Annotated in this window: 25 protein-coding genes and 2 riboswitches; of the genes, 7 read left to right on the top strand and 18 right to left on the bottom strand. The window is 66.4% G+C overall.

Annotated elements, in window-relative coordinates; genetic code table 11:
- The first annotated feature begins 76 nt into the window (after window positions 1-76).
- The 3 genes from KM031_RS03425 to KM031_RS03415 are packed head-to-tail and all read left to right on the top strand — an operon-like array spanning window position 77 to window position 2703.
- Complete coding sequence (locus KM031_RS03425) at window positions 77-685, top strand: dimethylamine monooxygenase subunit DmmA family protein (protein ID WP_215503160.1); 609 nt, start codon at window positions 77-79, stop codon at window positions 683-685.
- Entirely contained in the window at window positions 682-1647 is a 966-nt protein-coding gene (locus tag KM031_RS03420) for a PDR/VanB family oxidoreductase (protein WP_215503159.1), read from the top strand. The genes KM031_RS03425 and KM031_RS03420 overlap by 4 nt, the downstream gene beginning before the upstream one ends.
- A gap of 9 nt (window positions 1648-1656) precedes the next feature.
- Window positions 1657-2703 (top strand): heme-dependent oxidative N-demethylase family protein, encoded by a 1047-nt coding sequence (locus KM031_RS03415; RefSeq protein ID WP_215503158.1) that lies wholly within the window; start codon window positions 1657-1659, stop codon window positions 2701-2703.
- Window positions 2704-2706: 3 nt separating this feature from the next.
- On the opposite strand, the gene KM031_RS03410 is transcribed toward KM031_RS03415, so the two are convergent.
- Entirely contained in the window at window positions 2707-3369 is a 663-nt protein-coding gene (locus KM031_RS03410; protein ID WP_215503157.1) for a helix-turn-helix domain-containing protein, read from the bottom strand.
- Between the two features lie 83 nt (window positions 3370-3452).
- Between KM031_RS03410 and KM031_RS03405 the strand changes: the two genes are divergently transcribed.
- On the top strand, window positions 3453-4472 hold the full coding sequence (locus tag KM031_RS03405) for a GlxA family transcriptional regulator (RefSeq protein ID WP_246566771.1): 1020 nt from the start codon (window positions 3453-3455) through the stop codon (window positions 4470-4472).
- Window positions 4473-4523: 51 nt separating this feature from the next.
- Here KM031_RS03405 and KM031_RS03400 read toward each other — a convergent pair whose 3' ends face one another.
- The 5 genes from KM031_RS03400 to KM031_RS03380 form a co-directional block, all read right to left on the bottom strand.
- On the bottom strand, window positions 4524-5090 hold the full coding sequence (locus tag KM031_RS03400; RefSeq protein WP_260692098.1) for a sarcosine oxidase subunit gamma: 567 nt from the start codon (window positions 5088-5090) through the stop codon (window positions 4524-4526).
- On the bottom strand, window positions 5083-8034 hold the full coding sequence (locus KM031_RS03395; RefSeq protein WP_215503155.1) for a sarcosine oxidase subunit alpha family protein: 2952 nt from the start codon (window positions 8032-8034) through the stop codon (window positions 5083-5085). The genes KM031_RS03400 and KM031_RS03395 overlap by 8 nt, the downstream gene beginning before the upstream one ends.
- Complete coding sequence (locus KM031_RS03390; protein WP_215503154.1) at window positions 8031-8318, bottom strand: sarcosine oxidase subunit delta; 288 nt, start codon at window positions 8316-8318, stop codon at window positions 8031-8033. The genes KM031_RS03395 and KM031_RS03390 overlap by 4 nt, the downstream gene beginning before the upstream one ends.
- Window positions 8319-8442: 124 nt before the next feature.
- Window positions 8443-9705 (bottom strand): sarcosine oxidase subunit beta family protein, encoded by a 1263-nt coding sequence (locus KM031_RS03385; RefSeq protein ID WP_215503153.1) that lies wholly within the window; start codon window positions 9703-9705, stop codon window positions 8443-8445.
- A 96-nt stretch (window positions 9706-9801) separates the two neighbouring features.
- Complete coding sequence (locus KM031_RS03380; protein ID WP_215503152.1) at window positions 9802-10641, bottom strand: DMT family transporter; 840 nt, start codon at window positions 10639-10641, stop codon at window positions 9802-9804.
- A gap of 140 nt (window positions 10642-10781) precedes the next feature.
- Here KM031_RS03380 and KM031_RS03375 point away from each other — a divergent pair, with 140 nt between their 5' ends.
- Together KM031_RS03375 and KM031_RS03370 are read left to right on the top strand one after the other, a co-directional pair.
- Window positions 10782-13148 (top strand): trimethylamine N-oxide demethylase, encoded by a 2367-nt coding sequence (locus KM031_RS03375; protein ID WP_215503151.1) that lies wholly within the window; start codon window positions 10782-10784, stop codon window positions 13146-13148.
- Complete coding sequence (locus tag KM031_RS03370) at window positions 13148-13528, top strand: group II truncated hemoglobin (protein WP_215503150.1); 381 nt, start codon at window positions 13148-13150, stop codon at window positions 13526-13528. Before KM031_RS03375 ends, KM031_RS03370 begins: the two co-directional genes overlap by 1 nt.
- Before the next feature lie 5 nt (window positions 13529-13533).
- Here KM031_RS03370 and cobF read toward each other — a convergent pair whose 3' ends face one another.
- From cobF to cbiE, 10 genes are all read right to left on the bottom strand, one after another.
- Window positions 13534-14289 (bottom strand): precorrin-6A synthase (deacetylating), encoded by a 756-nt coding sequence (gene cobF / locus KM031_RS03365; RefSeq protein WP_215503149.1) that lies wholly within the window; start codon window positions 14287-14289, stop codon window positions 13534-13536.
- A 191-nt stretch (window positions 14290-14480) separates the two neighbouring features.
- On the bottom strand, window positions 14481-15245 hold the full coding sequence (locus tag KM031_RS03360) for a CbtA family protein (protein ID WP_215503148.1): 765 nt from the start codon (window positions 15243-15245) through the stop codon (window positions 14481-14483).
- Window positions 15246-15261: 16 nt separating this feature from the next.
- Window positions 15262-15441, bottom strand: coding sequence for a CbtB domain-containing protein (locus tag KM031_RS03355; RefSeq protein ID WP_246566770.1), 180 nt, complete (start codon window positions 15439-15441; stop codon window positions 15262-15264).
- A gap of 34 nt (window positions 15442-15475) precedes the next feature.
- Window positions 15476-15697, bottom strand: a riboswitch (cobalamin riboswitch).
- Window positions 15698-15753: 56 nt separating this feature from the next.
- Window positions 15754-16089 (bottom strand): DUF1636 domain-containing protein, encoded by a 336-nt coding sequence (locus KM031_RS03350; protein WP_260692097.1) that lies wholly within the window; start codon window positions 16087-16089, stop codon window positions 15754-15756.
- 21 nt (window positions 16090-16110) lie between these two features.
- Window positions 16111-16788, bottom strand: coding sequence for an energy-coupling factor ABC transporter permease (locus tag KM031_RS03345; RefSeq protein ID WP_215503147.1), 678 nt, complete (start codon window positions 16786-16788; stop codon window positions 16111-16113).
- Window positions 16789-16825: 37 nt separating this feature from the next.
- Window positions 16826-17036: riboswitch (cobalamin riboswitch) on the bottom strand.
- 43 nt (window positions 17037-17079) lie between these two features.
- Window positions 17080-17805 (bottom strand): uroporphyrinogen-III C-methyltransferase, encoded by a 726-nt coding sequence (gene cobA / locus KM031_RS03340; RefSeq protein WP_215503146.1) that lies wholly within the window; start codon window positions 17803-17805, stop codon window positions 17080-17082.
- Complete coding sequence (locus tag KM031_RS03335) at window positions 17802-19130, bottom strand: cobyrinic acid a,c-diamide synthase CobB (protein WP_215503145.1); 1329 nt, start codon at window positions 19128-19130, stop codon at window positions 17802-17804. The genes cobA and KM031_RS03335 overlap by 4 nt, the downstream gene beginning before the upstream one ends.
- Window positions 19127-19909, bottom strand: coding sequence for a precorrin-4 C(11)-methyltransferase (gene cobM / locus KM031_RS03330; protein ID WP_215503144.1), 783 nt, complete (start codon window positions 19907-19909; stop codon window positions 19127-19129). The genes KM031_RS03335 and cobM overlap by 4 nt, the downstream gene beginning before the upstream one ends.
- Window positions 19906-20274 (bottom strand): cobalamin biosynthesis protein, encoded by a 369-nt coding sequence (locus KM031_RS03325; RefSeq protein ID WP_215503143.1) that lies wholly within the window; start codon window positions 20272-20274, stop codon window positions 19906-19908. Before KM031_RS03325 ends, cobM begins: the two co-directional genes overlap by 4 nt.
- Window positions 20271-21464: a precorrin-6y C5,15-methyltransferase (decarboxylating) subunit CbiE gene (cbiE, locus tag KM031_RS03320; protein ID WP_215503142.1), complete on the bottom strand. Its 1194-nt coding sequence runs from the start codon at window positions 21462-21464 to the stop codon at window positions 20271-20273. The genes KM031_RS03325 and cbiE overlap by 4 nt, the downstream gene beginning before the upstream one ends.
- Here cbiE and KM031_RS03315 point away from each other — a divergent pair.
- Entirely contained in the window at window positions 21463-22221 is a 759-nt protein-coding gene (locus tag KM031_RS03315; protein ID WP_215503141.1) for a cobalt-precorrin-6A reductase, read from the top strand. The two genes, cbiE and KM031_RS03315, sit on opposite strands and share 2 nt — an antisense overlap.
- Here KM031_RS03315 and cobJ read toward each other — a convergent pair.
- Window positions 22200-22931, bottom strand: coding sequence for a precorrin-3B C(17)-methyltransferase (gene cobJ / locus KM031_RS03310; protein WP_215503140.1), 732 nt, complete (start codon window positions 22929-22931; stop codon window positions 22200-22202). The genes KM031_RS03315 and cobJ overlap by 22 nt on opposite strands.
- Window positions 22928-23653, bottom strand: coding sequence for a precorrin-2 C(20)-methyltransferase (locus KM031_RS03305; protein ID WP_215503139.1), 726 nt, complete (start codon window positions 23651-23653; stop codon window positions 22928-22930). The genes cobJ and KM031_RS03305 overlap by 4 nt, the downstream gene beginning before the upstream one ends.
- Window position 23654: the final 1 nt, after the last annotated feature.

The raw sequence follows: 23654 nt of genomic DNA, 5'->3' as shown, positions 1-23654 counted from the left end.
GCAGGTGCGCGAACGGTGCCGGGGGAGCCTCCGGCGGGGATATTTGGGCCAAGATGAATGCAGCAGGACATGCAACATGACGAAGACGCAGTTTGAACCTTCGATCCGTTCGCGCCCGGTCTATGGCGTGCTGAGCCCGCGCCCCGGCCCGGCGCATCTGATCGTGGCCGATGGCGAAGGGGCCGAGGCGGTGCTGGCGCTGGTGGCGCAGGCGCCCGACATGCTGGCGAAGGCCCATATCATCTATATGCCGGGGCCGAATGGCACAGATGGGAGTGCCGCGCTGGAGGTCTTGGGGGCGGCGATGTATCACCGCGCGCCGAGCTATGCGGCGGCGCGGTCGCGGATCGTGAAGGCGCTGGGTGATGCGCATATGGGGGTGCAGATCTATCTGACCGGCACCGAGGGCCTGATGGGCCAGGTGCAGCGCGATGCGATGGAGGCAGGGCTGCCGCATGATGCGGTGCAGACCGAACATCGCGGATCGACGGTGCGCCGCGTGCAATGCGTGCATTGCAAGGGCATCACCGAAAACGTGCGCACCGATCCCTTCGTGTGCAGCCATTGCGGGCTGAACCTGTTCGTGCGCGACCATTATTCGCGCCGTCTCGCCGCCTTTCAGGGCGTCTGTATCGATGCGGAAGACCCTGGTGAGGTTCCGCCAGCCGTGGAGCGGTTCAAATGAGTGTGGGGGCAGCAAAAATTCCGACCGTCGTGACCGAGGTGGTCGAGGTCAATGCGCTGATCAAGCGCTTCCGCTTTGTGCGCGAGGACGGGGCAGAGATGCCGTCGTTTTCGGGCGGGGCGCATACCGTGGTGGAAATGGATGATCACGGCACGCGGCGGCTCAATCCCTATTCGCTGATGTCGGATCCGTCGGACCGTTCCGGCTATGAGATTTCGGTGCGGCGCGATGAGGCCGGGCGGGGCGGCTCGTTGTATATGCACCGCCATGTGCGGCCGGGGCAGAAGATGCTGATCTCGCCGCCGGTGAACCTGTTCGCGCTGGATCTGCGGGCGAAAAAGCATCTGATGATTGCCGGCGGCATCGGCATCACGCCGTTCATTGCGCAGATGGCGCAGCTGGATGCGATGGATGCCCGGTTCGAGCTGCATTATGCAGCGCGCGACCGCAGTCTCGGCGCCTATATGGACGAGCTGACGGCGCGCCATGGCGACCGCGTGCATCGTTATTTCGATGTCGAAGGGCAGGCGATTGATCTGGTGGCGCTGCTGTCCGGCCAGCCGCTGGGCACGCATCTTTATGTCTGCGGCCCGAAAGGCATGATCGGCTGGGTGTTGAAAACCGCAGAGGCGATGGGCTGGCCCAAGGGTGCCGTGCATTCCGAGGAGTTTCTGGCCCCGCCGGTCGGCAAGGCCTTTACCGTGGAGCTGGCGGCGAGCGGCAAGACCGTCACCGTCGCGCCGAACCAGTCGCTGCTGGAGGCGCTGGAGGCGGCCGAGGTGGATGCGCCCTATCTGTGCCGGGGCGGGGCCTGCGGCCAATGTGAAACCCGGGTTCTGCGCTGCGATGGCCATATCCAGCACAATGACCATTGGCTGACGCCCGAGCAAAAGTCGGCGGGCGGCCATATCATGCCCTGCGTGTCGCGCTTTGAAGGCGCTGCACTTGTCATCGACCGTTAGGAGCGCGCCATGAGCCTCGATTACTTCCACGACGAGACGTTCCGCAACGATTACACCTTCCGCAACTCGCCCCGCGCCATCAAGCGCTTTCCGTTCCCGTTTCCCGAAGATGACTACATGTATTCGGTGAACATGGAGCCGCATGTGCCGGGGCGGCCCGGATCGGTGTTTGAACACACTTTCGATGTGGACGAACATTATGTGTCGGAGATGCGCGACCGGGCGCAGGTTCTGGCGCAGGATCCGCTGCGCTGCCAGAGCCTGCCGCATATGACGCTGGCGGGCTGGGATCTGCTGGAACTGATCATGGAAAGCTTTGCGCGGGATTACCCGCAATGGTTTTCGCTGACCAAGGATGGCAATCACTGGCACTGGATCAACCGGCCCCTGAACATCGACCAGAAGTTCACCTTTCTGGATGACACCACGCTGCCCTGCGGCCCGATGGAATACATCACCCGGCAGGCGCAGGGTGATTTCACCTTGCAGGATCAGCGCGACGATACGCTGTGGATCGAGGCCGGCATGGTCACGACCCAGGCGGATTGGAGCCTTGATTTCGACATAGGCATGAGCTTTCACGAATGGCATGCGCCGGTGCCGGTGGCGCATGAGCTGGGCGTGTTCGACCGGGCGCTGAAATTCCTGCTGGCCTTGCAGCACGGCGCGCCGGTGCGGCGATTCAACTGGACGATGACGGTGGATCCGCTGCTGGATACCAGCCCGGAGAATTACCCCAAATGGGGGCCGGGCAAGACCACGCTGACGCCGGAAAACATCGGCGCGCGCCAGCATCTGCGGGTCGAGTTGCAGACACTGTTCCGGCTGCCGCGCTCCAATGCCATCGTGTTTCCGATCCGCTGTTATCTGATCAGCTTTCAGGATCTGGTGACGCAGCCGAAATGGGCGCGCCGTCTGCATCGGGTGGTGCGTGGGCTGCCGGAGGAGCTTGCGACCTACAAGGGGTTCATCCGCAACCGGCCGCTGATGCTGGAGTATCTGTCGCAATTCGATGATGGCCAGCCCACCTCGCCGGGCTGGTGGGCCGACGAATAGACCCTAGGCCTGCGGGTAGGAAATCACCGAAAGATACCGGGCCGGGAGTTTCAGCAAGACCTCCGGCCCGTGCGGCGCATCTGCATCGAAGAACAGGCTGTCACCGGGCTGCATGTGGAACAACTGGTCGCCATGGCGATACATGACCTCGCCTTCCATCATGTAAAGCAGTTCGATCCCGTCATGCTGAAAGGTGGGGAAGGTGTCGGATTCTTCAGTTAACGTAATGAGATAGGGTTCAACCACCACCCCCGAGGAGTTGGAGCCGATATGGCCGAGGAGATTGTATTGATGCCCCGCCCGCGTGCCACGCCGCTCGATCTCGAGATGGTCACCCCCCTTCACATGCTGCACCTCGCGCCGTTCCTCGAACCGGCGGAAAAAGCTGGTGATTGGGGTGGAAAAGGCGTGGCTGAGGATTTGCAGTGTGGTGAGCGAGGGCGAGGTGATGCCGTTTTCAATCTTGGACAGCATCCCGATCGACAGCCCGGTCACCCCCGCCAGATCGGCCACCGTCATTCCTTGCGCCCGGCGAAAGGCGCGCACCTCGCGGCCAATCGCCGCTTCAAGGTTGCGTTCGCTGATCTCGCGCACCCGGTGCGGATCCTGCTCCAGCGCAGGCTTGAGGCGGGAAACGGACGGAAACTCTTCAGAGGCGTCGGTCATTGCGCAGGGCCCTGTCACTGTGAAAAAGCGATGTTTCACTATAGTGAAAATTTCCGCAGTTCAACGAAAAATATGAGGGCGTGATGGCACAAATGATGGCGCCGGCCCGGATGGGCTTTCTGTTGATGGACGGCTTTCCCATGGCCTGCCTCACATCCGCAATCGAACCGCTGCGCGCGGCCAATGAAATCACCGGGCGGCGCGAGTTTTCCTGGACGCTGATCAGCGAAACCGGCTTGCCGGTGCGCTCGTCCGCCGAGGTGCGGTTTGACCCGGACATGGCGCTGGACAAGATCGAGGCCGGAAGCGTGGGTCTGGATGATGTGATGGTGTTGGCCAGCCCGACTTCGCGCTTTGAAAACCCGCGCAAGGCCAATGGGCAGTTGCGCTGGCTGGATCGGTCGGGCGTGGTGCTGGGGGCGTTTTCGGGCGGCATCTTCCCGCTGGCCCGCTCGGGTCTGATGTCAGGGCACCGCTGTTCGGTGCATTGGTGTTACGAGGCGGCGTTCAAGGCCGAGTTTCCTGATATTGCCGCCAGCCCCAGCGTGATCATCCGCGACCGGCGGCGCTATACCGTGTCAGGGGCGGGGGCGGTGTTTGACCTGATGCTGCGGCTGATCGAGGAACGGCTGGGCCGCGAGACGATGACCGAGGTTGCCTGCTGGTTCCAGCATCCGTTCGTGCGTGAAGAGGATGCGAGCCAGAAGATCCCGGTTGCCAAACAGGGCGGCACCGATGACATGCTGCCGCAGCCGATCCGGGCTGCCATCCGCATCTTTGCCGATCATATCGAGGATCCGGTGCAGATTGCCGATGTGGCGGCGGCGGTCGATCTGTCGGAGCGGCATCTGGAACGCTGTTTCAAACAGGCCACCGGGCAAAGTCCGCTGAAATACTACCGGCTGATGCGTCTGAAAAAAGCGCGGCAGCGGGTGCTCTATTCCACCGATACGATCACCGAAATTGCGCAAAGCGTGGGTTATGCCAGCTCTACCCCGATGGCGCGGCACTATGCCGAGGCGTTCGGGGTCAACCCGAATGACGAACGCCGCCGTCTGAACGGCGTGCGGGGGATCAGTGGCGCCATGCCGCCGCGCGACTGAGGCGGGGCGTGTACAAAGACAAAGGGCGGGGAAATCCCCGCCCTTTGTCGTTCAGAAGGCTGATCTTGCGGCAGTTTCCAGCGCGTGAAACAGCACCGCCGCCGAAGATCGCGGCCCGATCACGCTGATCCGGTCCGGCGCGCGCATCAGCAGGTAACAGCCCAGATGGTCCATCACCGTGCGTGTGGCAAAGCCGGGGCTGGCGGCGCGCAGATCGGCATTGCACAGCCGCTCAAACAGCGCGGGCAGATCGCTGCCCGTCACATCGAACCGCGCCCAGGCATCGGTCTGTTCGGTGATCGAGGCGGCATCGCCGAAGAGGCCGCGCAGATGGCTGCGGATGTCTTCGTGGCTGGCAAAGGGAGCCTCGATCATCCAGGCCTCCGGCCCCAGCCAGAAGGCACCATAGGGCGCGGCGTCAGCACAGCGCCCCGGTTCCGGCAGCGGGATGCCCGCCGCCTGCGCGGCCTGTGCCACATCGGCACTGCGCCCGCTGCGTGTGGCTAGCGAGGCCAGCGCGGTGTCGATCACCTCGGCAATCGTCACCGGGCCGATGGTCACCGATTCCGGCAGATCATGCCCCAGCGGGGTCAGGGGTTTCAGACGATGCTCAGCCACGGAGACGCTCTCCTTCCGGATCAAAGAAATGCGGGCTGACGATGTCAACCTCGACCTCGCTGCCAGCCAGCAGATTGGCGGCGCGCAGGCACTGGCCACGGCGGGCATCGCCGTCCTTCAGATAGCCAAGCGCGATCGAGCAGCCCAGATGCGGCGAATAGACCACCGAGGTCAGCCATCCCAGATCATTCGCCGCCACGGCCGCAGCGCCCGGTTCCAGGAAATGGCTGCCTGCGGTCAGCCCCTTGGCGGGATCGGCGGGTTTGACCCCGACAAGCCGATAGCCCTTCGGATCGGTCATGCCTTCGCGCTGCGACAGGACCATGCCGATGCTGTCCTTCTTCTTGGACACCATCTTGCCCAGGCCCATGTTCAGCGCGGTGGACTGGCCGTTCAACTCGTTCCCGGCGACATGGCCCTTTTCCACCCGCATGACGCCAAGCGCCTCGGTGCCATAGACCACCGCCTCGAATTCCGCGCCCTGCGCCACCAACTCGCGGATCAGCGCATCGCCATAGCGGGTGGGCACGGCGATTTCATAGGCCAGTTCCCCCGAAAAGCTGATGCGGAAGATGCGTGCCCGCAGTCCGCCACAGAGCGTGACCTCGGCGCAGCCCATATAGGGCAGGGCGGCGTCGGAAATATCCTGATCCACCAGCTTTTGCAGCAGGTTGCGGGCATTCGGCCCCGCCACGGAATATTGCGCCCAGGCCTCGGTGGTGGAGATCAGCTGCACATCCATGTCGGGGTAAAGGCACTGGCGCGCATATTCCAGATTGCGGAACACCAGAACGGCATTGGCCGTGGTGGTGGTCATCACATATTCATTCTGGCCCAGCCGCGCCGTGGTGCCATCGTCATACACGATGCCATCCTCGCGCAGCATCAGGCCATAGCGGCATTTGCCGACGGCAAGGCTGCTGAAGGTATTGGCATAGACCTTGTCGAGGAAGGCCCCGGCATCGGTGCCCTGAATGTCGATCTTGCCCAGCGTGGTCACATCGCAGATGCCAACCGATTTGCGGGTGGCCAGAACCTCGCGGTCGACGCTCTCGCGCCAAGTCGTCTCGCCCGCGCGCGGCAGCCACTGGCTGCGCAGCCAGTAACCGACCTCGACAAAGACCGCGCCCTGTTCGCTGGCCCATTTGTGCGAGGGCGTCAGGCGTTTCGGCTTGAAGTCCTGCCCGCGCGACCGGCCTGCCAGCGCGCCCATGGCAACGGGCGTATAGGGCGGGCGGTAGATGGTGGTGCCGGTATCCGGGATCGGCTTGCCGGTCAGTTCGGCCATCACCGCAAGGCCCAGCACATTGCCGGTCTTGCCCTGATCGGTGGCCATGCCCAGCGTGGTGTACCGCTTCAGATGTTCGACCGAGACATAGTTTTCCTGATGCGCCAGCTTCACATCCTTGACCGTCACATCATTCTGCGGGTCGATCCAGGCGCGGCCCTTGCCGCCTGCCACATACCATTTCGGGGTGATGGCAATCGGCGCATCCTCGGCCTGCGGGATCTCGGGGGCCGATGCGGCAAAGCCCAGATCGCTCAGCGCCGCGGCTGCTTCGGCGGCGCCGGTGCGCAGCGCGGCATGGGTCGACAGATGCCCCGCCGCCGCCCCGGCCGAGGTCAGGCCGGGCGGGCCGTCGCGGCCCGGCACAAAGGCGGCAATCGCCTCGTTCCACACCGGGCGCGAGCGGTGATGCGAGGTGATGTTGACATTGGGGTTCCACCCGCCCGACACGCCGAGGGCGCTGACCCGGAAGCTTTCCGTCTGGCCCTTGGCGTTGCGCACGGTGATGGTTTTCAGGCCAAGACGGCCAGAACTGTCTACCACCTCGGCGCCTTTCAGATGCCGCACGCCGGGGATCAGATCGCCGCCTTCGCGCGTTTCGATCACCGCGACGACATCGACGCCCTTGGCCATCAGATCGCGGGCACTGCGCAGGCCATCGTCATTGTTGGTGAAGATCGCCACGCGGTCGCCCGCCGCCACGCCCCAGCGATTGGCATAGGCGCGCAGGGCACCCGCCAGCATGATGCCGGGCCGGTCGTTGTTTTCAAAGGCGATGGGGCGTTCGGTGGCCCCGCCCGCCTGAATCGCGCGGCGCGAATAGATGCGCCACAGGATCTGCCGGGGTTTGCCGGGCAGGGGGGTGGGTAAATGATCGCTTACCCGTTCCACGGCGGAATAGATGCCATGATCCATCGCGCCAAGGATGGTGGTGCGCGGCATCAGCCGGACATTGGGCAGGGTGGCAAGCTCGGCTACCGTTTTGGCCGCCCAATCGGCCCCGGCCCGGCCTTCCACCTCATAGGTTTCCGCATTCAGGCGGCCCCCCATGCGGAAATCCTCATCGGCGAGGATCACCCGCGCCCCTGCGCGACCAGCGGTCAGCGCCGCCATCAGGCCCGCCGGCCCCGCGCCGATGATCAGCAGATCACAATGCAGGAAGCCCTTGTCATAACTGTCGGGGTCATCCTGTTTCGACACCGCACCCAGACCGGCGGCGCGGCGGATGATCGGCTCATACAGCTTTTCCCAGAAGGCCTTGGGCCACATGAAGGTCTTGTAATAGAACCCCGCCGCGAAGAATGGCGACAGCCGGTCATTGATCGCCAGCGCATCGAAGCGCAGCGAGGGGAAGCGGTTCTGGCTGTCCGCGCTCAGCCCGTCGAACAACTCCACCACCGTGGCGCGGGTGTTCGGCTCGCGCCGCGCGCCGCTGCGCAGTTCGACCAGCGCATTCGGCTCTTCGGATCCGGCCGAGATCGGGCCGCGCGGGCGGTGATACTTGAAGCTGCGCCCCATCAGTTGCACCCCATTGGCCAGCAGCGCCGAGGCCAGCGTGTCGCCGGGATGGCCGGTATACTCATGGCCATCGAAGGTGAAGCGCAGGTTGCGCGCGCGGTCGATCTGGCCGCCGGAAATACGGTTGTCCTGGGTCATTTGCTGCGCCCCATGCTGCGGGCCACGTCGCGGGCCAGTTCTACGGAACTGATCTCATGCGTCAGGGTGTTGCGGGTCACCACCAGCCACGACCGGTCGCCCTGTTCGTGATACCACAATTCGCGGTGCAGCCCCGCCGGGTTGCTGCGCTGATAGAGATAGTCGTGAAAGGCATCCTGCGCGCCCTCTGCCAGCCCGTCGGGGCGGTTGATCAGATCGGCGTCGCCCAGATAGACGAATTCCTGCGCGTCGCGCGGGCCGAGGATGGGGTGGTTGATGATCATTGGATCACTCCCATAAGCGAAAGGCGGATGTCAGCCTGCTGCACAGACCCGGACGCGCTGCGAGGGGGCGCGCGCAGATCGGGGCGGTGGGGCAGGCAGAGGCGAAAGGTCGGGGTCATGGCGCTCAATGCAGGTTCGGCTGGGCGCCCTGGCCCTTTTCGTCGATCATCAGCCCCTTGCGGAACCGGTCGAAGCGATAGGCGGTGGCAGTTTCATGCGGTGTGTCGGTGGCCAGCAGATGCGCAAAGGCCCAGCCCGAGGCGGGCGTGGCCTTGAAGCCGCCATAACACCAGCCGCCATTGAAATAGAGCCCGTCAATATCGGTGCGGTCGATGATGGGCGAGCCGTCCATCGACATGTCCATGATCCCGCCCCACGAGCGCAGCAGCCGGGCGCGACCGATCATCGGCATCAGGCTCATGCCGCCTTCGGCCACATCCTCGACCACCGGCATGTTGCCCCGCTGGGCGTAAGAGTTGTAACCGTCGATATCGCCGCCGAACACCAGCCCGCCCTTGTCGGACTGGCTGACGTAAAAATGCCCCGCGCCATAGGTGATCACGCCGTCGATCAGCGGTTTCAGACCTTCGGAGACGAAGGCCTGCAGCACATGGGATTCGATGGGCAGGCGCATGCCGACATGCGACATGACGCGCGACGAATTGCCCGCCACCGCCACGCCCACCTTTTTCGCGCCGATGAACCCGCGCGAGGTGTCAACGCCGGTGACGCGGCCATGTTCGGTGCGGATGCCGGTGACTTCGCAATTCTGGATCAGATCGACGCCCCGGCTGTCCGCGCCGCGCGCATAACCCCAGGCCACTGCATCATGACGCACCGTGCCGCCACGCCGCTGCGCAAGGCCGCCCTTGATCGGGAAGCGGGCATTGTCGAAATTCAGGAACGGATACATGGCCTTGACCTGATCCCGATTCAGCAACTCGGCATCCGCGCCATGCAGGATCATCGCATTGCCGCGGCGCGTATAGGCGTCGCGCTGCGCATCGGTGTGATACAGGTTCAGAATGCCGCGCTGGCTGACCATGGCGTTGAAGTTGAAGTCCTGCTCCAGCCCCTCCCACAGTTTCAGGCTGAACTCATAGAAGGGTTCGTTGCCATCCAGCAGATAGTTGGAGCGGATGATCGTGGTATTGCGCCCGACATTGCCGCCGCCAAGATAGCCCTTTTCCAGCACCGCAATGCGCGCCTGCCCGAATTCCTTGGCCAGATAATAGGCCGTGGCCAGACCATGCCCGCCGCCACCGATGATGATGATGTCATAAGCGGCCTGTGGCGCGGGGTCGCGCCACGCTGGTTTCCAGCCCTTGTGGCCTGTCAGGGCCTCTTTGATGACCCTGAACCCCGAATAGTGCCCGCTGCCGAACATCTGACTCTCCGTTATCGTGCTCAGGCGACTATCGCGCCGCGCCGCCATTTGATGCCATTCGTTTCCGACATCGCCCCTTTCGGATCGGACATCGACTCAGGAACCCGCCGCCAGCGTGGCGATGCCCGCAAAAACCAGCGCCAGTCCCGCGCCCTGAACCCGGCCCAGCCGTTCGCCCAGAAACCGCCATGCCAGCAGAATGGTGACAATTCCGAAAATGGCCGAGGTGACGGCGGCATATTCGGGGTTCGGGCGGCTGCCCGAGGCGATGACAAACCCGAGCGCCAGCACATCCAGCGCGCCCATCAGCGCGAGCCAGCGCCAGTGCCGCAGCGCGGGGGCCATTGGGGCGGGCCTGACTTGCAGCGCCAGCAGCACCAGTGCCAGCGCCGTCAGCCGGGCAATCAGCGTGGCGGGCAGTTCGCCGCCCAGCCGTGCCGCCGCCTGCCCGAAGTGAAAGGTCAGCGCAAAGCCCGCCGCCCCCAGCACCGCCCAGAGAATCGCTGCCGCGCGCGGCCCGGATTGCGGGCCGGGTTGCCGTGCGACCAGGGCGATTCCCGCGATGACCATGGCCACCGCCAGCCAGTCGCGCGCCGTCACGCTGCTGCCAGAGGCCAGTGCCAGCGCCAGACTGCCCAAAGGATAGGCACCGCAGATCGGCGCCACCAGCGCCACCGGGCCGATGGCAAAGGCGCGATAGAGGCCCAACGAGGCCAAACTGAACGCCACCCCCGACAGCAGCGCCAACCCGATTGCGGGCACGGATACGCCGCTCCAGCCTTCGATCAGCGTCAAAGGTGCCAGAATTGCCGATCCTGCGGCCAGTGCGACGGCCATAAGCGGCCCGGCGGCGGCTTTCTGGCTGACATGGCGCACGAGAAAATCATGCAGCCCCCAGGCCAGCGCCGCGATCAGTCCGAACAGAAGTGACGTCATGCGCGGCTCCGGTTAAACTGTGATCTGCGCAAATTTCCCAGATGAGGGCTTGCGCGAATTATTCTTCACGTTAAACTTTTTTTCCATAGTAGCAACAGCGCCCGACTGCGCTCCTGTCCGCTTTTTGCCTGGAGGCTCTCATGCTCGACACCTATCCGCAGGTCCGGCCCGGCCCACCGCGCCCCTCGTCTATCCTGACGCCGCTGAATGTGCGGGCGCAAGCGGGGCAGGAGCGTTACGAGGTGCCGGGGGCAGGGGCCTTTCTGATTCCGGTGACGGCGGGCGACCGCCTGACCATTCGCAATGCCGAGGGCGGGCAGGTCTGCGAAGTGCTGGCCGCCGATGCCAAGGGCGCGATTGACGCCGGGGTGATCGGGGCTGTGGCCAATTCCACCGCACCGGGGCTGAAGGCGCTGCTCGGCGGCACCGGGTCCGGCATGGGCGGGCTGCGGCTGGGGCTGACGCGGCGGGGTATTGATCTGGCTCAGGCGGGCGCGGTCGCGCTGTTTGAAACCACCACCCCGGCGGGCACGGAAGAAAGCTTTACCGTTACGCGGGCGGGCGTGGTGGTTGTGGCCGCCCCGGGCCTTGCCATGGCACCGGATGCGCAGGACACCGCGACGCCGCTGATCGTGACGGTGCAGCGCGCGACGGTGCGGCTGATCACCGGCCATGACCTGCCGGACCCGCTGGCCGATCCGGTGCTGGATCTGCGGATCAAATCCGCCACCGCGCAGGCCTATTTCGTCAAGGCGGGCGACTATATTCAGGTTCTGGATGTCGATGGCCGCCAATGCACCGATTTCCAATGCTTTTCCGCCCGCAAGCTCGACAAGGGCATCGAACACGCGCTGGATGTGACCACCTCGCGCACGTTGATGGGGCACGCCTATTCGATGCCGGGCCTGCATGCCAAATACTATGATCAGGACTGGTTGCCGCTGATCGAGGTGGTGCAGGATACCGTGGGGCGGCATGATGCCTTTGCCATGGCTTGCGCCAGCAAATATTATGACGACATCGGTTATCCGGGCCATGTGAACTGCTCGGACAATTTCAACCGCGCGCTGGCCGACCATGGCGTGACGGCGCGGCCGGGCTGGATGGCGGTCAACCTGTTCTTCAACACCAATATCGACGCGCATGGCGTGCTGATCTCGGACGAACCCTGGTCGCGCCCCGGCGATTATGTGCTGTTCCGCGCGCTGACCGATCTGATCTGCGTGTCATCCGCCTGCCCGGACGATACCTCGCCCGCGAATGGCTGGTATCTGAGCGACATCCATGTGCGCACTTATGACGGGGCTGAAAAGTTCAGCCGCGCCATCGCCTATCGACCCACCCCCGATGCGGAGCCGAAAATGACCAAGGAAACTGCCTTCCACACCCGCACGGAGGCTAAGACCCGCCATATGGTGGAATACAAGGGCTATTGGCTGCCGCATGTCTACAGCAGCAATGGCGCGATCGAGGAATATTGGGCCTGCCGCGAAAAGGCGGTGGTGCTGGACCTGTCGCCCCTGCGCAAGTTCGAGGTGACCGGCCCGGATGCCGAGGCGCTGATGCAATATACCCTGACCCGCGACGTGAAGAAGCTGAGCGTCGGGCAGGTGGTCTATTCCGCGATGTGTTATGAACATGGCGGCATGATCGACGATGGCACGCTGTTCCGTCTGGGCAAGGACCAGTTCCGCTGGATCGGCGGCGATGATTACGGCGGGGTCTGGCTGCGCGAACAGGCCGAAAAGCTGGGCTTGCAGGTCATGGTGCGCGCCTCCACCGATCAGCTGCACAATCTTGCGGTGCAGGGGCCGAACAGCCGCGAGATCATGCGCCGCATGATCTGGACAGCGCCGCATCAGCCGACCATCGAGGAGTTGGGCTGGTTCCGCTTCACCGTCGGGCGGCTGGGCGGGCCGGATGGCGCGCCGGTGGTGGTGTCGCGCACCGGCTATACCGGCGAGCTGGGCTTCGAGGTGTTCTGCCACCCGAAAGACGGCGCTGCGGTCTATGATGCGGTCTGGGAACATGGTGCCGATCAGGGGCTGCGCCCGATGGGCCTGGCGGCGCTGGACATGGTGCGCATCGAAGCGGGCCTGATCTTCGCCGGATATGATTTCAGCGACCAGACCGACCCGTTCGAGGCCGGGATCGGCTTTACCGTGCTGCTGAAATCGAAAACCGATGATTTCATCGGTCGCGACGCGCTGATCCGGCGCAAGGAACATGCGATGCACAAGTTTGTCGGGCTCGACATCGACGCCAATGTGGATGTCGGCCATGGCGATTGCATCCATGTGGGGCGCGCGCAGATCGGCGTTGTCACCTCGTCGATGCGTTCGCCGTTGCTGGGCAAGAACATCGCGCTGGCGCGGGTGGATGTGGCCCATGCCGCTGTGGGCACGGCGGTGGAGGTGGGCAAGCTGGACGGCCAGCAGAAGCGCCTGCCTGCGGTGATTGTGCCGCTGAGCCATTACGACCCGAAAAAGACCCGGCCGCAAAGCTGATGGCCAGCCCGCTGGATCATCTGGGCGGAGAGGAGGCGCTGCGGCGCCTCGTCAACCGCTTTTACGATCTGGTGGAAACCGATGCGCAGGGCGCACAGATCATGCGCCTGCATTTTCGTGGCCATGGCCTTGCGCATGTGCGCGAGGAACAGGTGAATTTCCTGTCAGGGTTTCTGGGCGGGCGGCGCTATTACGAGGAAAAACACGGCACGATGGATGTGCGCCTGATGCACAATCATGTGCCGATCCGGGCCGAGGATGCCGAGGACTGGCTGGCGCTGATGGATCGCGCGCTGGTGGACTGCGGCCATTCCGGCCCGCATGTCGAGCGGATCCGCGCGGCCTTTCGCCGGGTCGCGATGATCCTCGTCAACCGCTGAGCGGCTCAGGCCTGCGCGGTGCGGCGCAGCAGATAGATATCCATGATCCAGCCATGTTCGGCCCGCGCCGCCGCGCGCCGTTCAAGGATGCGCGGCCCTGCCTCGGCCAAGGGGCCGCGTTCGGTGATCTGTTCCGGCATGCCGGCAAAGCCTGCCCACCAGATTTCCAACCCGTCTGGCGGCAGGCTCTGGAACGAACATTCGCCATCCAGCATCACGACGCAGGTGTCTGTGCCGGGCGGAAAGCCGTCGTCGCGCAGGCGGCGGCCGGTGGTGATCATCACCGGGCCGTTGATCTCGTTCAGCGGGATGGCATGGGCGGCGGTCAGCGCCTGAATGGAGGTGATGCCGGGCACTACCGTCACTTGCGGCGCAGGGCGTAGCCGGGCCGCGATGCGCAGCGTGCTGTCATAGAGCGACGGATCGCCCCAGACCAGCAGCGCCACACGGCCCGTTGCGCCCAGATGGGCGGCGATTTCGCTGGCCCAGAGCGCTGCAATGGCATCGTGCCAATCCTCCACCCGACGGCGGTAATCGGCGGTGGCCGCATCGCGGACCGGCAGGTCGAAGGTTACGATGCGCGTGGCGGGATTGGTGACAACCTCGGCCACGATGCTGCGGCGCAGATCGGCCAGATCGGCCTTGCCGTCGCCCTTGTGCGGGATCAGGATCAGATCGGCTGCGTTCAGCGCCCGGATCGCCTGACGCGTGAGGTGATCGGGATTTCCGGTGCCGATGCCGATCAGGCTGAGGTCGATCATCTTGCGCTCCGGCTGCTGGGCGTTGGTGTCTGCGGGCTTATGACGCGGAGCGGCCTGTGGCCGCAAGCCCCTGAGGTCACCGGCGCGGCCTTGCGGCCGCTTGGTTCCGCCTGCCCTGCGGGGCAGGCCGCTGCCTCCGGCGGGGATATTTGGGCAAGGTGAATGGGGGACATGCGGCCCCCCATCCGATGTCAGGTGCTGCGGATCTCGCGGTGCCAGACGGTGGCGGCGACCCAGCCGAGCAGCGCCCAGACCACCAGCGCCGTGCCCAGCACGCGGGCCGAAAAGGCCCCGGCCACTTCGGGCGGGGCCACGCCCCAGAACTGGTCGGGATGCGGGGCGCCGATCACATGCGGCAGCGCCAGCAGCGCGCCCGCGAGGCCGAACAGCGCCCAGTGGCGGCCATAGGCCAGGAGGGCGAGCCCGCTGCCGGTGCAGCCGACGGTCAGCCACCACCAGAGCTGTCGCGCGCCCAGTTCGGCGGCGATGGTGCCGGGCAGTTCCGGTGCCAGCCCCATGGCCGGGGCCAGCTGGAAGGTGACAAAGCCGCCGATACCCCAGAGCAGCCCGTCGCGTGCGGTGATCGTTGCACCGAAGCTTTCGGCGAGGCCGAAGCCGGCCGCCAGCAGCAGCGCGTAGGCGGTATAGATCAGCACGGCAAACAGCACGGTCAGCGCATTGCGTTGGACGGCGCCCGGCTCGGCTTCGCTGCCGTGATCATGGGCGGCGGCGCTGCCATGGTCATGCGGTGCGGCGGCGGCGTCTGGTGTGGCATGGGCGTGGCCCGCGCCCTCGGGTGTGGCAGGGGCGGCGTTTTCGAAATGCACCCTTGCGCCGGATTCAAACTCTTCGCCCAGAAGGATATAGTCCTGCACGAATGCGAAATGCAGCAGAGCTGCGAGCAGCCCTACTGCACAGCCAGCGATCAGGGCGCTGGCCACCATGGATTTGATCATCTGTATCTGCGGCGGGTCAGTGGCAGGGGAAGCCGGTCGCGTGGCGCACATCATGTGCCGCGTCATGCAGGGCCGCCGATTGCGCATGGCCTGCGACGAACAGCAGCGCGCCGCCAAGGGCCGCGACAAACACAGCCGCCATCACGGCGGAAGAGGATTTGGTGGCAGTCTTGGCCGTCATCTGCGATTGGGTCATAACGTCTCTCCTTGCCGTCACACCCGACGGCATTCATGTTGCACCGCGCAAGGCCGGTCTCCTGGCTCGCGGGTCAGGGCGGATCTCTGCCTTCCCGGCGCGCGGAGGCGCCAGTGGCATGAAAGAGACCCGCTCGCCGCTGACAGTCGCGGGGGCGGCTGGGGCAGGAGGCGCCGCGTTTGGTCCGCCTCTTCCCCATTCCCGATGAAGTCCGGGTGCTTTGCACCTGATGGACACCTTGCGCCTTCATCTGCGCGCAACGGGGGGCATCGGTCAAGGTGCTTTGCGACAGATGGCAGGCGGGCTGCGACCTCAGCCCGGAATCCGCGCGATGGCCTTGCGGCGCAGCGTGCCGAGCGGCCGGGCATCGGTCAGCGTGCCATCCGGGCTGGCGGCATAGAGCCGGGCAAAGGTGAGAAGGTCGGGCAGATCGGCCTCGGTCAGATCGCCGAACAGATAGGCGGTCTTGCCGGGGGCGCGGAAGGCCAGCGTCGAGGCGCGGGTGCAGCCCGACATGCAGTCCACCGTCGCGATCTGCGCGGCAATGCCCGCCTGATCCAGCGCCGCCCCCAGTGGGGTGGCAAAGCCGGACCGGCCTAGCGGGCAAGAAGTGCAGAGGGTGATCTTCATCGCGCAAAGGGGCGGCACTGGGGGTGCCGCCCTGTCATCTCAGGCGGCGTTGTGCAGGCGCGGCGTGACAAGGCCTGAGCCTGCCAGCCCGCGCATGGCCTTGGCTGCGGCCAGCACAGCCAGATCCACCAGCGGTTCCACCACGATCACCAGCATATAGGCAGCGCCGAAGGTGCCGACCGAGGCCAGGCTTTCGGTCGAGATGCCGGTGCCGGTAAAGGCCCAGAACGCCACCCAGGCCACGATGCCCGCCTGATAGGCGGTCGAGAGGGCCAGCGTCTGGCCATAGCTCAGGTCCACATAGGCGGTGCCGGGGGCGATGATGCGTTTGGCAAGTGCTGCAATGGCGAACAGCGGCACCAGCAGCGTGGTGACATTCATGCCATATTGCGGCAGGTCGGCCTGTGCGAAGAACAGGCTCTGGATCAGTAGGCCAAGCGCCAGCCCGATGGCGGCAGGGGCGGTGCCGAGGATCAGGAACAGCGTGGAGCCGAGAATGAAATGCACCTCGGAGACGCCCACGGCATAATGCGGCATCAGTTCAAAAAAGATGAAGGTGGCCACGGTGCCGATGGCAGCCCGGCTGATCAGCGAGGCCACGCCCTGTACGCGGATCGCCTCCCATGCGGTTTTTGCGGTGAAGGCGGCGGCGGTGGTCGCGGTTGCCACGCCCAGCAGAAGTTTGGCCCCGGTAACGAGGCCCGGTTCGATATGCATGTCTCACTCTCCCATGCCGTCACACCCGACGGCAAAACGGTTGCCTGTGTGCGAGGCCGGTCTCCTGGCTGCGGGTCCGGGCCTCACCGCCGCCTTCCCGGCCGGAGCCAGTGGCATATGGGGGCAGGCTCGCCGCTTACAGTCGCGGGGGCGGCTGGGGTTGGGGTGCCGATTGGGTCCACCCTTCCCATTCCCGATGAAGTCCGGGTGCTTTGCACCTGATGGACACCTTGCCCGCCCTTTCTGGGGGCAAGCGGCCGGCACGTCAAGCGGGCATGAGGGCGCGGCGGATCAGGCTTTCGGCGGGGCCAGCGGACCATAGAGGATCAGCGCCGGGGTGGTGCTTTCCGCCGCCGTCAGATGCTGCGCGAGGCTGTGCAGGGTAAAGCGTTCCAGCCGTTCTTCGGGGGTGCTGACGCCATGCGCCAGCAGGGCGGGGGTGTCGCCGGGCAGGCCGCGCGCCATCAGCTCTGCCGCAAGCGCCGGGAAGGTGCGTTTGCCCATATAGATCACGGTGGTGGCGAGCGGATCGGCGAGGGCGGCCCAGTTCAGCCCTTCGGGCAGGCCGCCGGTCACATCGGCCCCGGTCAGGAACTGCACCCGCCGCGCCGTCAGTCGCCGGGTCAGCGGGATGCCCGCCGCCGCCGCCGCCGCAGAGGCCGAGGTCACGCCGGGGATCACCTCATAGGCGATGCCTTCGGCGTCGAGCGTCAGGGTTTCTTCCTCCAGCCGGCCAAAGATCCCGGCATCGCCGGATTTCAGCCGCACCACCTGGGCGCCGGTTGCCGCGTAATCCACCAGCAGGCGGTTCACATGATCCTGCTTGGCCGAAGGGCGGCCCGCGCGTTTTCCGACCGAGATCAGATCGGCCCCCGGTCGCGCCAGATCGAGGATCGGGCCAGAGCTGAGGTCATCATAAAGCACCACATCCGCCGCTTGCAGCCGTTTGACGGCCTTCACGGTCAGAAGCTCCGGGTCGCCGGGGCCGGAGGAAACGAAGGAAACGAAACCGCTCATGTACTGGCCTGACCGATCAGGTGGAAATAGGTGCCGCTGGCATGGCCGCGCCGCGACCCGGTTTCCGCCACGGGCGTTCCGGTCGCATCCACGACATCGGCCAGCGCCATATCGGGTTGTGTCACGATGGTCGAGTAGTGAAATTCGTGGCCGCGCAACCGGCTGCCTGCGGGCAGGCCGGGCATGGCCGCGCGCAGCGTGGCAAGGCGGTAGCCAAGGTGCATCCGGCGTTTGGCATAGCTGGTCACATGGCCCAGAAGCCCGGCCATTTCATGCGCCGTGCCTGCCGCGTCGATCAGCGCCGCGCCCATCGCCATGTAGCCCCCACATTCGCCATGCACCGGGCGCGTTTCGGCAAAGCGGGCGAGCGTGCTGCGGAACCGCGTTGCCGCACTCAGCGCCCCGGCATGAAGTTCGGGATAACCGCCGGGCAGCCAGCAGCAATCGGCGTGATCGGTCGGGCCCTGATCGGCCAGCGGCGAGAACGGCAGGATTTCCGCCCCCTGATCGTGCCAATCGGCCAGAAGATGCGGATAGACGAATGAAAAGGCCGCATCGCGTGCGAGGGCGATGCGCTGGCCGGGCGGCGGGCTGCGGCGGGCCGGGGCCTCGGGCAGGGGGGTTGCCTGTGCGGCGGCGCGCAGGGCGGCAAGGTCCAGATGCTCGGCCACGAATGTGCCCGCTTCGGTCAGGATCCGGGCGAGATCCGGGTTTTCCTGCGCCTGCACCAGCCCCAGATGCCGCTCTGGCAGCTCGATCGAGGCTTTGCGTGGCAGCGCGCCAAAGACGGTGATCCCGGCCTGCGCCATGCCATCGCGCACCAGCGCCTCGTGCCGGGGGGAGGCCACGCGGTTCAGCACCACGCCCGCCAGCCGCAGGCCGGGGCGCATCGCGGCAAACCCCAGCGCCACGGCGGCAGCACTTTGCGCCTGACCCGAGACATCCAGCACCAGCACCACCGGCCAGCCGGTCAGCCCCGACAGATCGGCGCTGGCGCCAATCCCGGTTTCGCCCTTGGCGGCCACGCCGTCAAACAGCCCCATCGAGCCTTCGGCCAGCACCAGATCGGCCCCTTGCGCCGCCTGCATCAACGCCGCGATCCGCGGCACGGGCATGGCCCAGGTGTCAAGGTTGACCGAGGCCCGGCCCGATGCGGCGCTGTGAAAGGCGGGATCAATGTAATCCGGCCCGCTTTTGAACGGCTGCACCACCAACCCCTGCGCCCGGAAGGCCGCAAGCAGGCCCAGTGTCACCGTGGTCTTGCCGGTGCCCGAGGCGGGGGCCGAGATGATCAGCCCGCCGGGCAGCGGGGCCGCCGCGCTCATGCGGTTTCCGGGAAACGCGGGGCAGTTCCGACCGGGCGATAGCGGCGGTCGTAATCGCCTGCGTAAAGGCGGCTTTCGTCAAATTCCTCGGCCCCGATGGAATGGCCGACAAGGATCAGCGCCGTGCGTTCCATTTCGGCCCCGATGGCGGTTTCCAGCGTGGCGAGCGTGGCGCGCACGATGCGCTGATCGGGCCAGCTGGCGCGCCAGACCACCGCCACCGGGCAATCGGCCCCGTAATGCGGCGTCAGGGTGGCAATCACCGTTTCCAGCACATGCACCGACAGATGGATGGCCAGCACCGCGCCGGTGCGGGCAAAATTCTCCAGCGCCTCGCCCTCGGGCATCGACGAGGCACGCCCCGAGGTGCGGGTCAGCACCACCGATTGCGCAATGCCGGGCAGGGTGAGTTCCGCGCCAAGGGCGGCTGCGGCGGCGGCAAAGCTGGGCACACCGGGGGTGACATCATAGGGGATGTTCAGCGCCCGCAACCGGCGCAGCTGTTCGCCCATCGCCGACCAGACCGACAGGTCACCCGAATGCAGCCGCGCGACATCCTGCCCTGCGGCATGGGCGGCGGCGATTTCGTCGATGATGGCATCGAGGCTCAGCGGCGCGGTGTTCACGATCCGCGCGCCGGGCGGGCAATGCGCCAGCAGCGCCTCGGGCACCAGCGACCCGGCATAAAGGCAGACGGGCGAGGCGGCGATCAGGTCGCGCCCGCGCAGGGTGATCAGGTCGGCGGCACCGGGGCCTGCGCCGATGAAATGCACGGTCATGCGGTTTGTCCTTCTGAAGAGGCCAGCGCGAGGGTGGCCAGACCACCGGGGCTGAGGATACGGGTCTGGATCAGCCGGGCACCGGGGCCAGCGGCGGCAAGGGCTGCCGCTTCGGCCACCGATCCCGCGCCATAGCGGGCGGGCTGGTGTGGGCTGTGGGTGACGGTGATCTGCGCCAGCAGGGTGGCCAGCGGCACGGGATGCAGGGACAGGCCCGTCGCGCTGGCAAGGGCGTGCAGCGCCGGATGGTCGGCCTTGTCGGCGGGTGTGGCCAGCGCCTGCGGCGGCGTTGCGGCCAGCGCCAGCACGGCGCGCAGATCGGCAAGCGTGGCGCTGGCGCGCAGGCCAATTCCGGCGGCGATCATCGCATGACACTCCATTGCACCACGGGCCGGGCGGCGGACCAGCCGCGCATCCCGCCCAAGGGACCGGCCTGCGCAATGTCGATGCGCATCAGCGCGCCGCCCAGCCGGACGTGGTGGTCATAGAGCAGCGCCTCGGTTTCCAGCGTGACGGCATTGACCACCAGCCGCGTGCCCTCCGGCACCGCGTCCCACAGCGCCGCCAGCAGGCCCGCATCGGCCCCGCCGCCAATGAACACCGCATCGGGGCGCGGCAGATGCGGCAAGGCGGCCTGCGAGGCGCTCTCTACCGCCGTCAAGCGATGCGACAGGCCAAAGCTGTCGGCATTGGCGCGGATGTTCGGCAGGCGGTCGGCCCGCCGCTCCACCGCCGAGGCCGTGCCGCCCGCAAGGCACCATTCGACCGAGATGGAGCCGGAGCCGGCACCCAGATCCCACAGATGCTCACCGGGCCGGGGGGCGAGGCTTGACAGGGTCAGGGCGCGGATCGGGCGTTTGGTGATCTGGCCATCACTGGCAAACAGATCATCCGGCAACCCCGCCACGCGCGGCAGGCCCGGATCGCGGGCAGTGATTGCGGCCAGAACCGGGGCCTGCACCGCGTCCAGATCAAAGCCCGCAGCCGTGGTGGCGCGGATGCGTTCGGCCGGGCCGCCCAGCCGCTCCAGAACATGCAGCTCTGCCGCCGCATGGCCATGCGTGCTGAGCCACAGCGCCAGCTCTGCCGCCGCCGCCCCGTCGCGCAGCGTCACCAGCACGCGGCTGCCCGGATGCAGCAACGGGCGCAGCCGGGCCAAGGGGGCGGCGTGCAGGCCAAGGCACAGCGTATCTTCCATCCGCCAGCCCAGCCGGTTCGCGGCCAGCTGAAACGACGATGCGGCGGGATGGCTGATCCAGTCGCCGGGCGCAAGATCAGGGGGAGCTAGGTGGCTCAGCAGACTGCCGCCCGCGCCATGCCAGAACGGATCGCCCGAGGCGAGAACCACCACGCGGCGGCCCTTGGCGGCCAGCACGGGGGCGGTGGAAAACGGCACCGGCCAGGGTTGCCCCCGCGCGCCCGCCTGCACCAGATCCAGGTGACGCGGCCCGCCGATGATGATTTCGGCGCGGTCCAGCGCGGCACGGCTTGCGCCGGGCAGGCCCGCCAGTCCATCTTCTCCCAGACCGATGATATGCAGCCAGGGCTCAGACATGACACGCGTTCTTTTGCTGGGCGGCACCACCGAGGCCAGCCGGATGGCCCGCGCGCTCGCCGATGCCGGGCTGGCGGCGGTGTTTTCCTATGCCGGGCGCACCGAGGCGCCGGTCGCGCAGCCCCTGCCGATGCGGGTTGGTGGTTTTGGCGGTGTGCCGGGGCTGGTGGCGTATCTGCGGGACGCGCAGATCAGCCATGTGATCGACGCCACCCATCCCTTTGCCGCGCAGATGAGCCGCAATGCCGTTGCCGCCTGCGCCGAAGCCCAAGTGCCGCTGGTCGCGCTGCAACGCCCGGAATGGAAGGCAGAGCCGGGCGACCGCTGGACCCATGTGCCCGATATGGCCGGGGCGGTTGCCGCCTTGCCCGACAGCCCGGCGCGGGTGTTTCTGGCCATCGGCAAGCTGCATCTGGCGGAATTTGCCGCCAGACCGCAGCACCATTACCTGCTGCGGCTGGTCGATCCGCCGGGCGCGCTGCCCTTGCCCGACTGTTCGGTGGAAATTGCACGCGGCCCCTTTGATCTGGCCGGGGATCTGGCGCTGTTGCGCCGAGAGCGGATCACGCATGTCGTGGCCAAGAATGCGGGCGGCAGCGGTGCGCAGGCCAAGCTCGCGGCGGCGCGCACCCTGAGCCTGCCGGTGGTGATGATCGATCGCCCGGCGCTGCCCGCCCGCGCGGTGCGGGCGGAGGTGGCCGAGGTGCTGCACTGGCTGGCACAGGCTGATGCGCATCAGGCTGACCGGGGCGTATAGACATAGGGCCCGACGCGGCGGGTGGCGGAATTGCCGACCAGCACCACCGTGCGCATATCGGCCATATCCTCGGTTGCCTCGGCCAGCGTGACGGTGCGCAGCACCTGCTCCGGGGTCGAGACGGCGCGGGCGAAGGTGATCAGCCGGGTCGGCGCACATTCTTCGCGCAGGATCTCCAGCACGCGGGCAAACTGATGCGGGCGGGATTTTGAACGGGGGTTGTAGAACCCCATGGCAAAATCGGCCTGTGCCGCCAGCCGTAGCCGCTTTTCCACCAGCGCAAAGGGTTTGAGGTTGTCGCTGAGGTTGATGGCGCAGAAGTCATGGCCCAGCGGCGCCCCGGCGGCGGCGGCGGCGGCCAGCATCGCAGTGATGCCCGGCAGCACCGTCACCGGCACATCGGCCAGATCGGGCCGGGCTTCCAGCGCCTCGAACACCGCGCTGGCCATGGCAAACACCCCCGGATCGCCGGATGACACCACGACCACCCGCGCCCCGGCAGACGCCAGTTCAAGTGCATGGGTGGCGCGGTCCAGCTCCACCCGGTTGTCGGTCGGATGCAGGGTCAGGCCGGGGCGCGGCGCGACGCGGGCGACATAGGGGATATAGCCCACCACATCGGTCGCCTGCGCCAGCGCCGCCGTCACCTCGTGCGTGACCATGGCGGCATCGCCGGGGCCGAGGCCCGCAATCAGAACCGCGCCGGTCATTCCAGCACCTCGGGGCGGCGGCCATGGCCATGCACCAGCACGATGGCGAAATAGGGACAATCGGCCACATCCACCTCGGCCAGCCGCGCCACCCGCTCGCCCGGCATGGTGCCACGCTCGATCAGCCAAGCATCGCCCAGCCGGCCGGCGGTTTCCAGCGCGCGGCGCACCTTGGGCAGATTGCGCCCGGTTTTCATGATTGCCAGCGCATCGGCGCTTTGCATATGCGCCACCAGATCCTGCTCCGGCAGCGTGCCCATCAGCACCGACAGCACGTCATCGCCCCAGGTGATCGGCGTGCCGGTGGCGTGCCAGCAGCCCGCCATGCCGGTGATGCCGGGGATGACCTGCACCGCCACCCGGTCTTTCAGCCGGGTATAAAGGTGCATGAAACTGCCATAGAAGAAGGGGTCGCCCTCGCACAGCACCACCACCTCGCCCGGCATCGCCGCCAGACGCTCGGCCCAGAGATCATAGAACTGCGCCAGCGCGTCATTGTATTCCGGGCTGTCAAACGGCAATTCGGTGGTGACGGGATATTCCATCGCCAGCTCGACCGCATCGGGGCGCAACATGCCCTCGACGATGGCGCGCGCCTGTCCCTTGCGCCCTTCCTTGCGGAAATAGGCGACATGGCTGGCCGCACGGATCGCCCGGTCGGACCGGATCGAGATCAGGTCAGGGTCGCCGGGGCCAAGTCCGGCACAGATGATGCGGGCCATG

Origin of the sequence: Gemmobacter fulvus (assembly GCF_018798885.1) — a bacterium.
In the GTDB taxonomy this organism is placed as follows: Bacteria; Pseudomonadota; Alphaproteobacteria; order Rhodobacterales; family Rhodobacteraceae; genus Gemmobacter; species Gemmobacter fulvus.
This window is presented reverse-complemented; position numbering and strand designations above follow the sequence as displayed.

What these genes read in the sequence shown, in the direction of transcription:
- KM031_RS03425 (WP_215503160.1), top strand. Translation starts at nt 77, where the DNA reads ATGACGAAGACGCAGTTTGAACCTTCGATCCGTTCGCGCCCGGTCTAT.
- KM031_RS03420 (WP_215503159.1), top strand. Translation starts at nt 682, where the DNA reads ATGAGTGTGGGGGCAGCAAAAATTCCGACCGTCGTGACCGAGGTGGTC.
- KM031_RS03415 (WP_215503158.1), top strand. Translation starts at nt 1,657, where the DNA reads ATGAGCCTCGATTACTTCCACGACGAGACGTTCCGCAACGATTACACC.
- KM031_RS03410 (WP_215503157.1), bottom strand. Translation starts at nt 3,369, where the DNA reads ATGACCGACGCCTCTGAAGAGTTTCCGTCCGTTTCCCGCCTCAAGCCT.
- KM031_RS03405 (WP_246566771.1), top strand. Translation starts at nt 3,453, where the DNA reads ATGGCACAAATGATGGCGCCGGCCCGGATGGGCTTTCTGTTGATGGAC.
- KM031_RS03395 (WP_215503155.1), bottom strand. Translation starts at nt 8,034, where the DNA reads ATGACCCAGGACAACCGTATTTCCGGCGGCCAGATCGACCGCGCGCGC.
- KM031_RS03390 (WP_215503154.1), bottom strand. Translation starts at nt 8,318, where the DNA reads ATGATCATCAACCACCCCATCCTCGGCCCGCGCGACGCGCAGGAATTC.
- KM031_RS03385 (WP_215503153.1), bottom strand. Translation starts at nt 9,705, where the DNA reads ATGTTCGGCAGCGGGCACTATTCGGGGTTCAGGGTCATCAAAGAGGCC.
- KM031_RS03380 (WP_215503152.1), bottom strand. Translation starts at nt 10,641, where the DNA reads ATGACGTCACTTCTGTTCGGACTGATCGCGGCGCTGGCCTGGGGGCTG.
- KM031_RS03375 (WP_215503151.1), top strand. Translation starts at nt 10,782, where the DNA reads ATGCTCGACACCTATCCGCAGGTCCGGCCCGGCCCACCGCGCCCCTCG.
- KM031_RS03370 (WP_215503150.1), top strand. Translation starts at nt 13,148, where the DNA reads ATGGCCAGCCCGCTGGATCATCTGGGCGGAGAGGAGGCGCTGCGGCGC.
- cobF (WP_215503149.1), bottom strand. Translation starts at nt 14,289, where the DNA reads ATGATCGACCTCAGCCTGATCGGCATCGGCACCGGAAATCCCGATCAC.
- KM031_RS03360 (WP_215503148.1), bottom strand. Translation starts at nt 15,245, where the DNA reads ATGATCAAATCCATGGTGGCCAGCGCCCTGATCGCTGGCTGTGCAGTA.
- KM031_RS03355 (WP_246566770.1), bottom strand. Translation starts at nt 15,441, where the DNA reads ATGACCCAATCGCAGATGACGGCCAAGACTGCCACCAAATCCTCTTCC.
- KM031_RS03345 (WP_215503147.1), bottom strand. Translation starts at nt 16,788, where the DNA reads ATGCATATCGAACCGGGCCTCGTTACCGGGGCCAAACTTCTGCTGGGC.
- cobA (WP_215503146.1), bottom strand. Translation starts at nt 17,805, where the DNA reads ATGAGCGGTTTCGTTTCCTTCGTTTCCTCCGGCCCCGGCGACCCGGAG.
- KM031_RS03335 (WP_215503145.1), bottom strand. Translation starts at nt 19,130, where the DNA reads ATGAGCGCGGCGGCCCCGCTGCCCGGCGGGCTGATCATCTCGGCCCCC.
- cobM (WP_215503144.1), bottom strand. Translation starts at nt 19,909, where the DNA reads ATGACCGTGCATTTCATCGGCGCAGGCCCCGGTGCCGCCGACCTGATC.
- KM031_RS03325 (WP_215503143.1), bottom strand. Translation starts at nt 20,274, where the DNA reads ATGATCGCCGCCGGAATTGGCCTGCGCGCCAGCGCCACGCTTGCCGAT.
- KM031_RS03315 (WP_215503141.1), top strand. Translation starts at nt 21,463, where the DNA reads ATGACACGCGTTCTTTTGCTGGGCGGCACCACCGAGGCCAGCCGGATG.
- cbiE (WP_215503142.1), bottom strand. Translation starts at nt 21,464, where the DNA reads ATGTCTGAGCCCTGGCTGCATATCATCGGTCTGGGAGAAGATGGACTG.
- cobJ (WP_215503140.1), bottom strand. Translation starts at nt 22,931, where the DNA reads ATGACCGGCGCGGTTCTGATTGCGGGCCTCGGCCCCGGCGATGCCGCC.
- KM031_RS03305 (WP_215503139.1), bottom strand. Translation starts at nt 23,653, where the DNA reads ATGGCCCGCATCATCTGTGCCGGACTTGGCCCCGGCGACCCTGACCTG.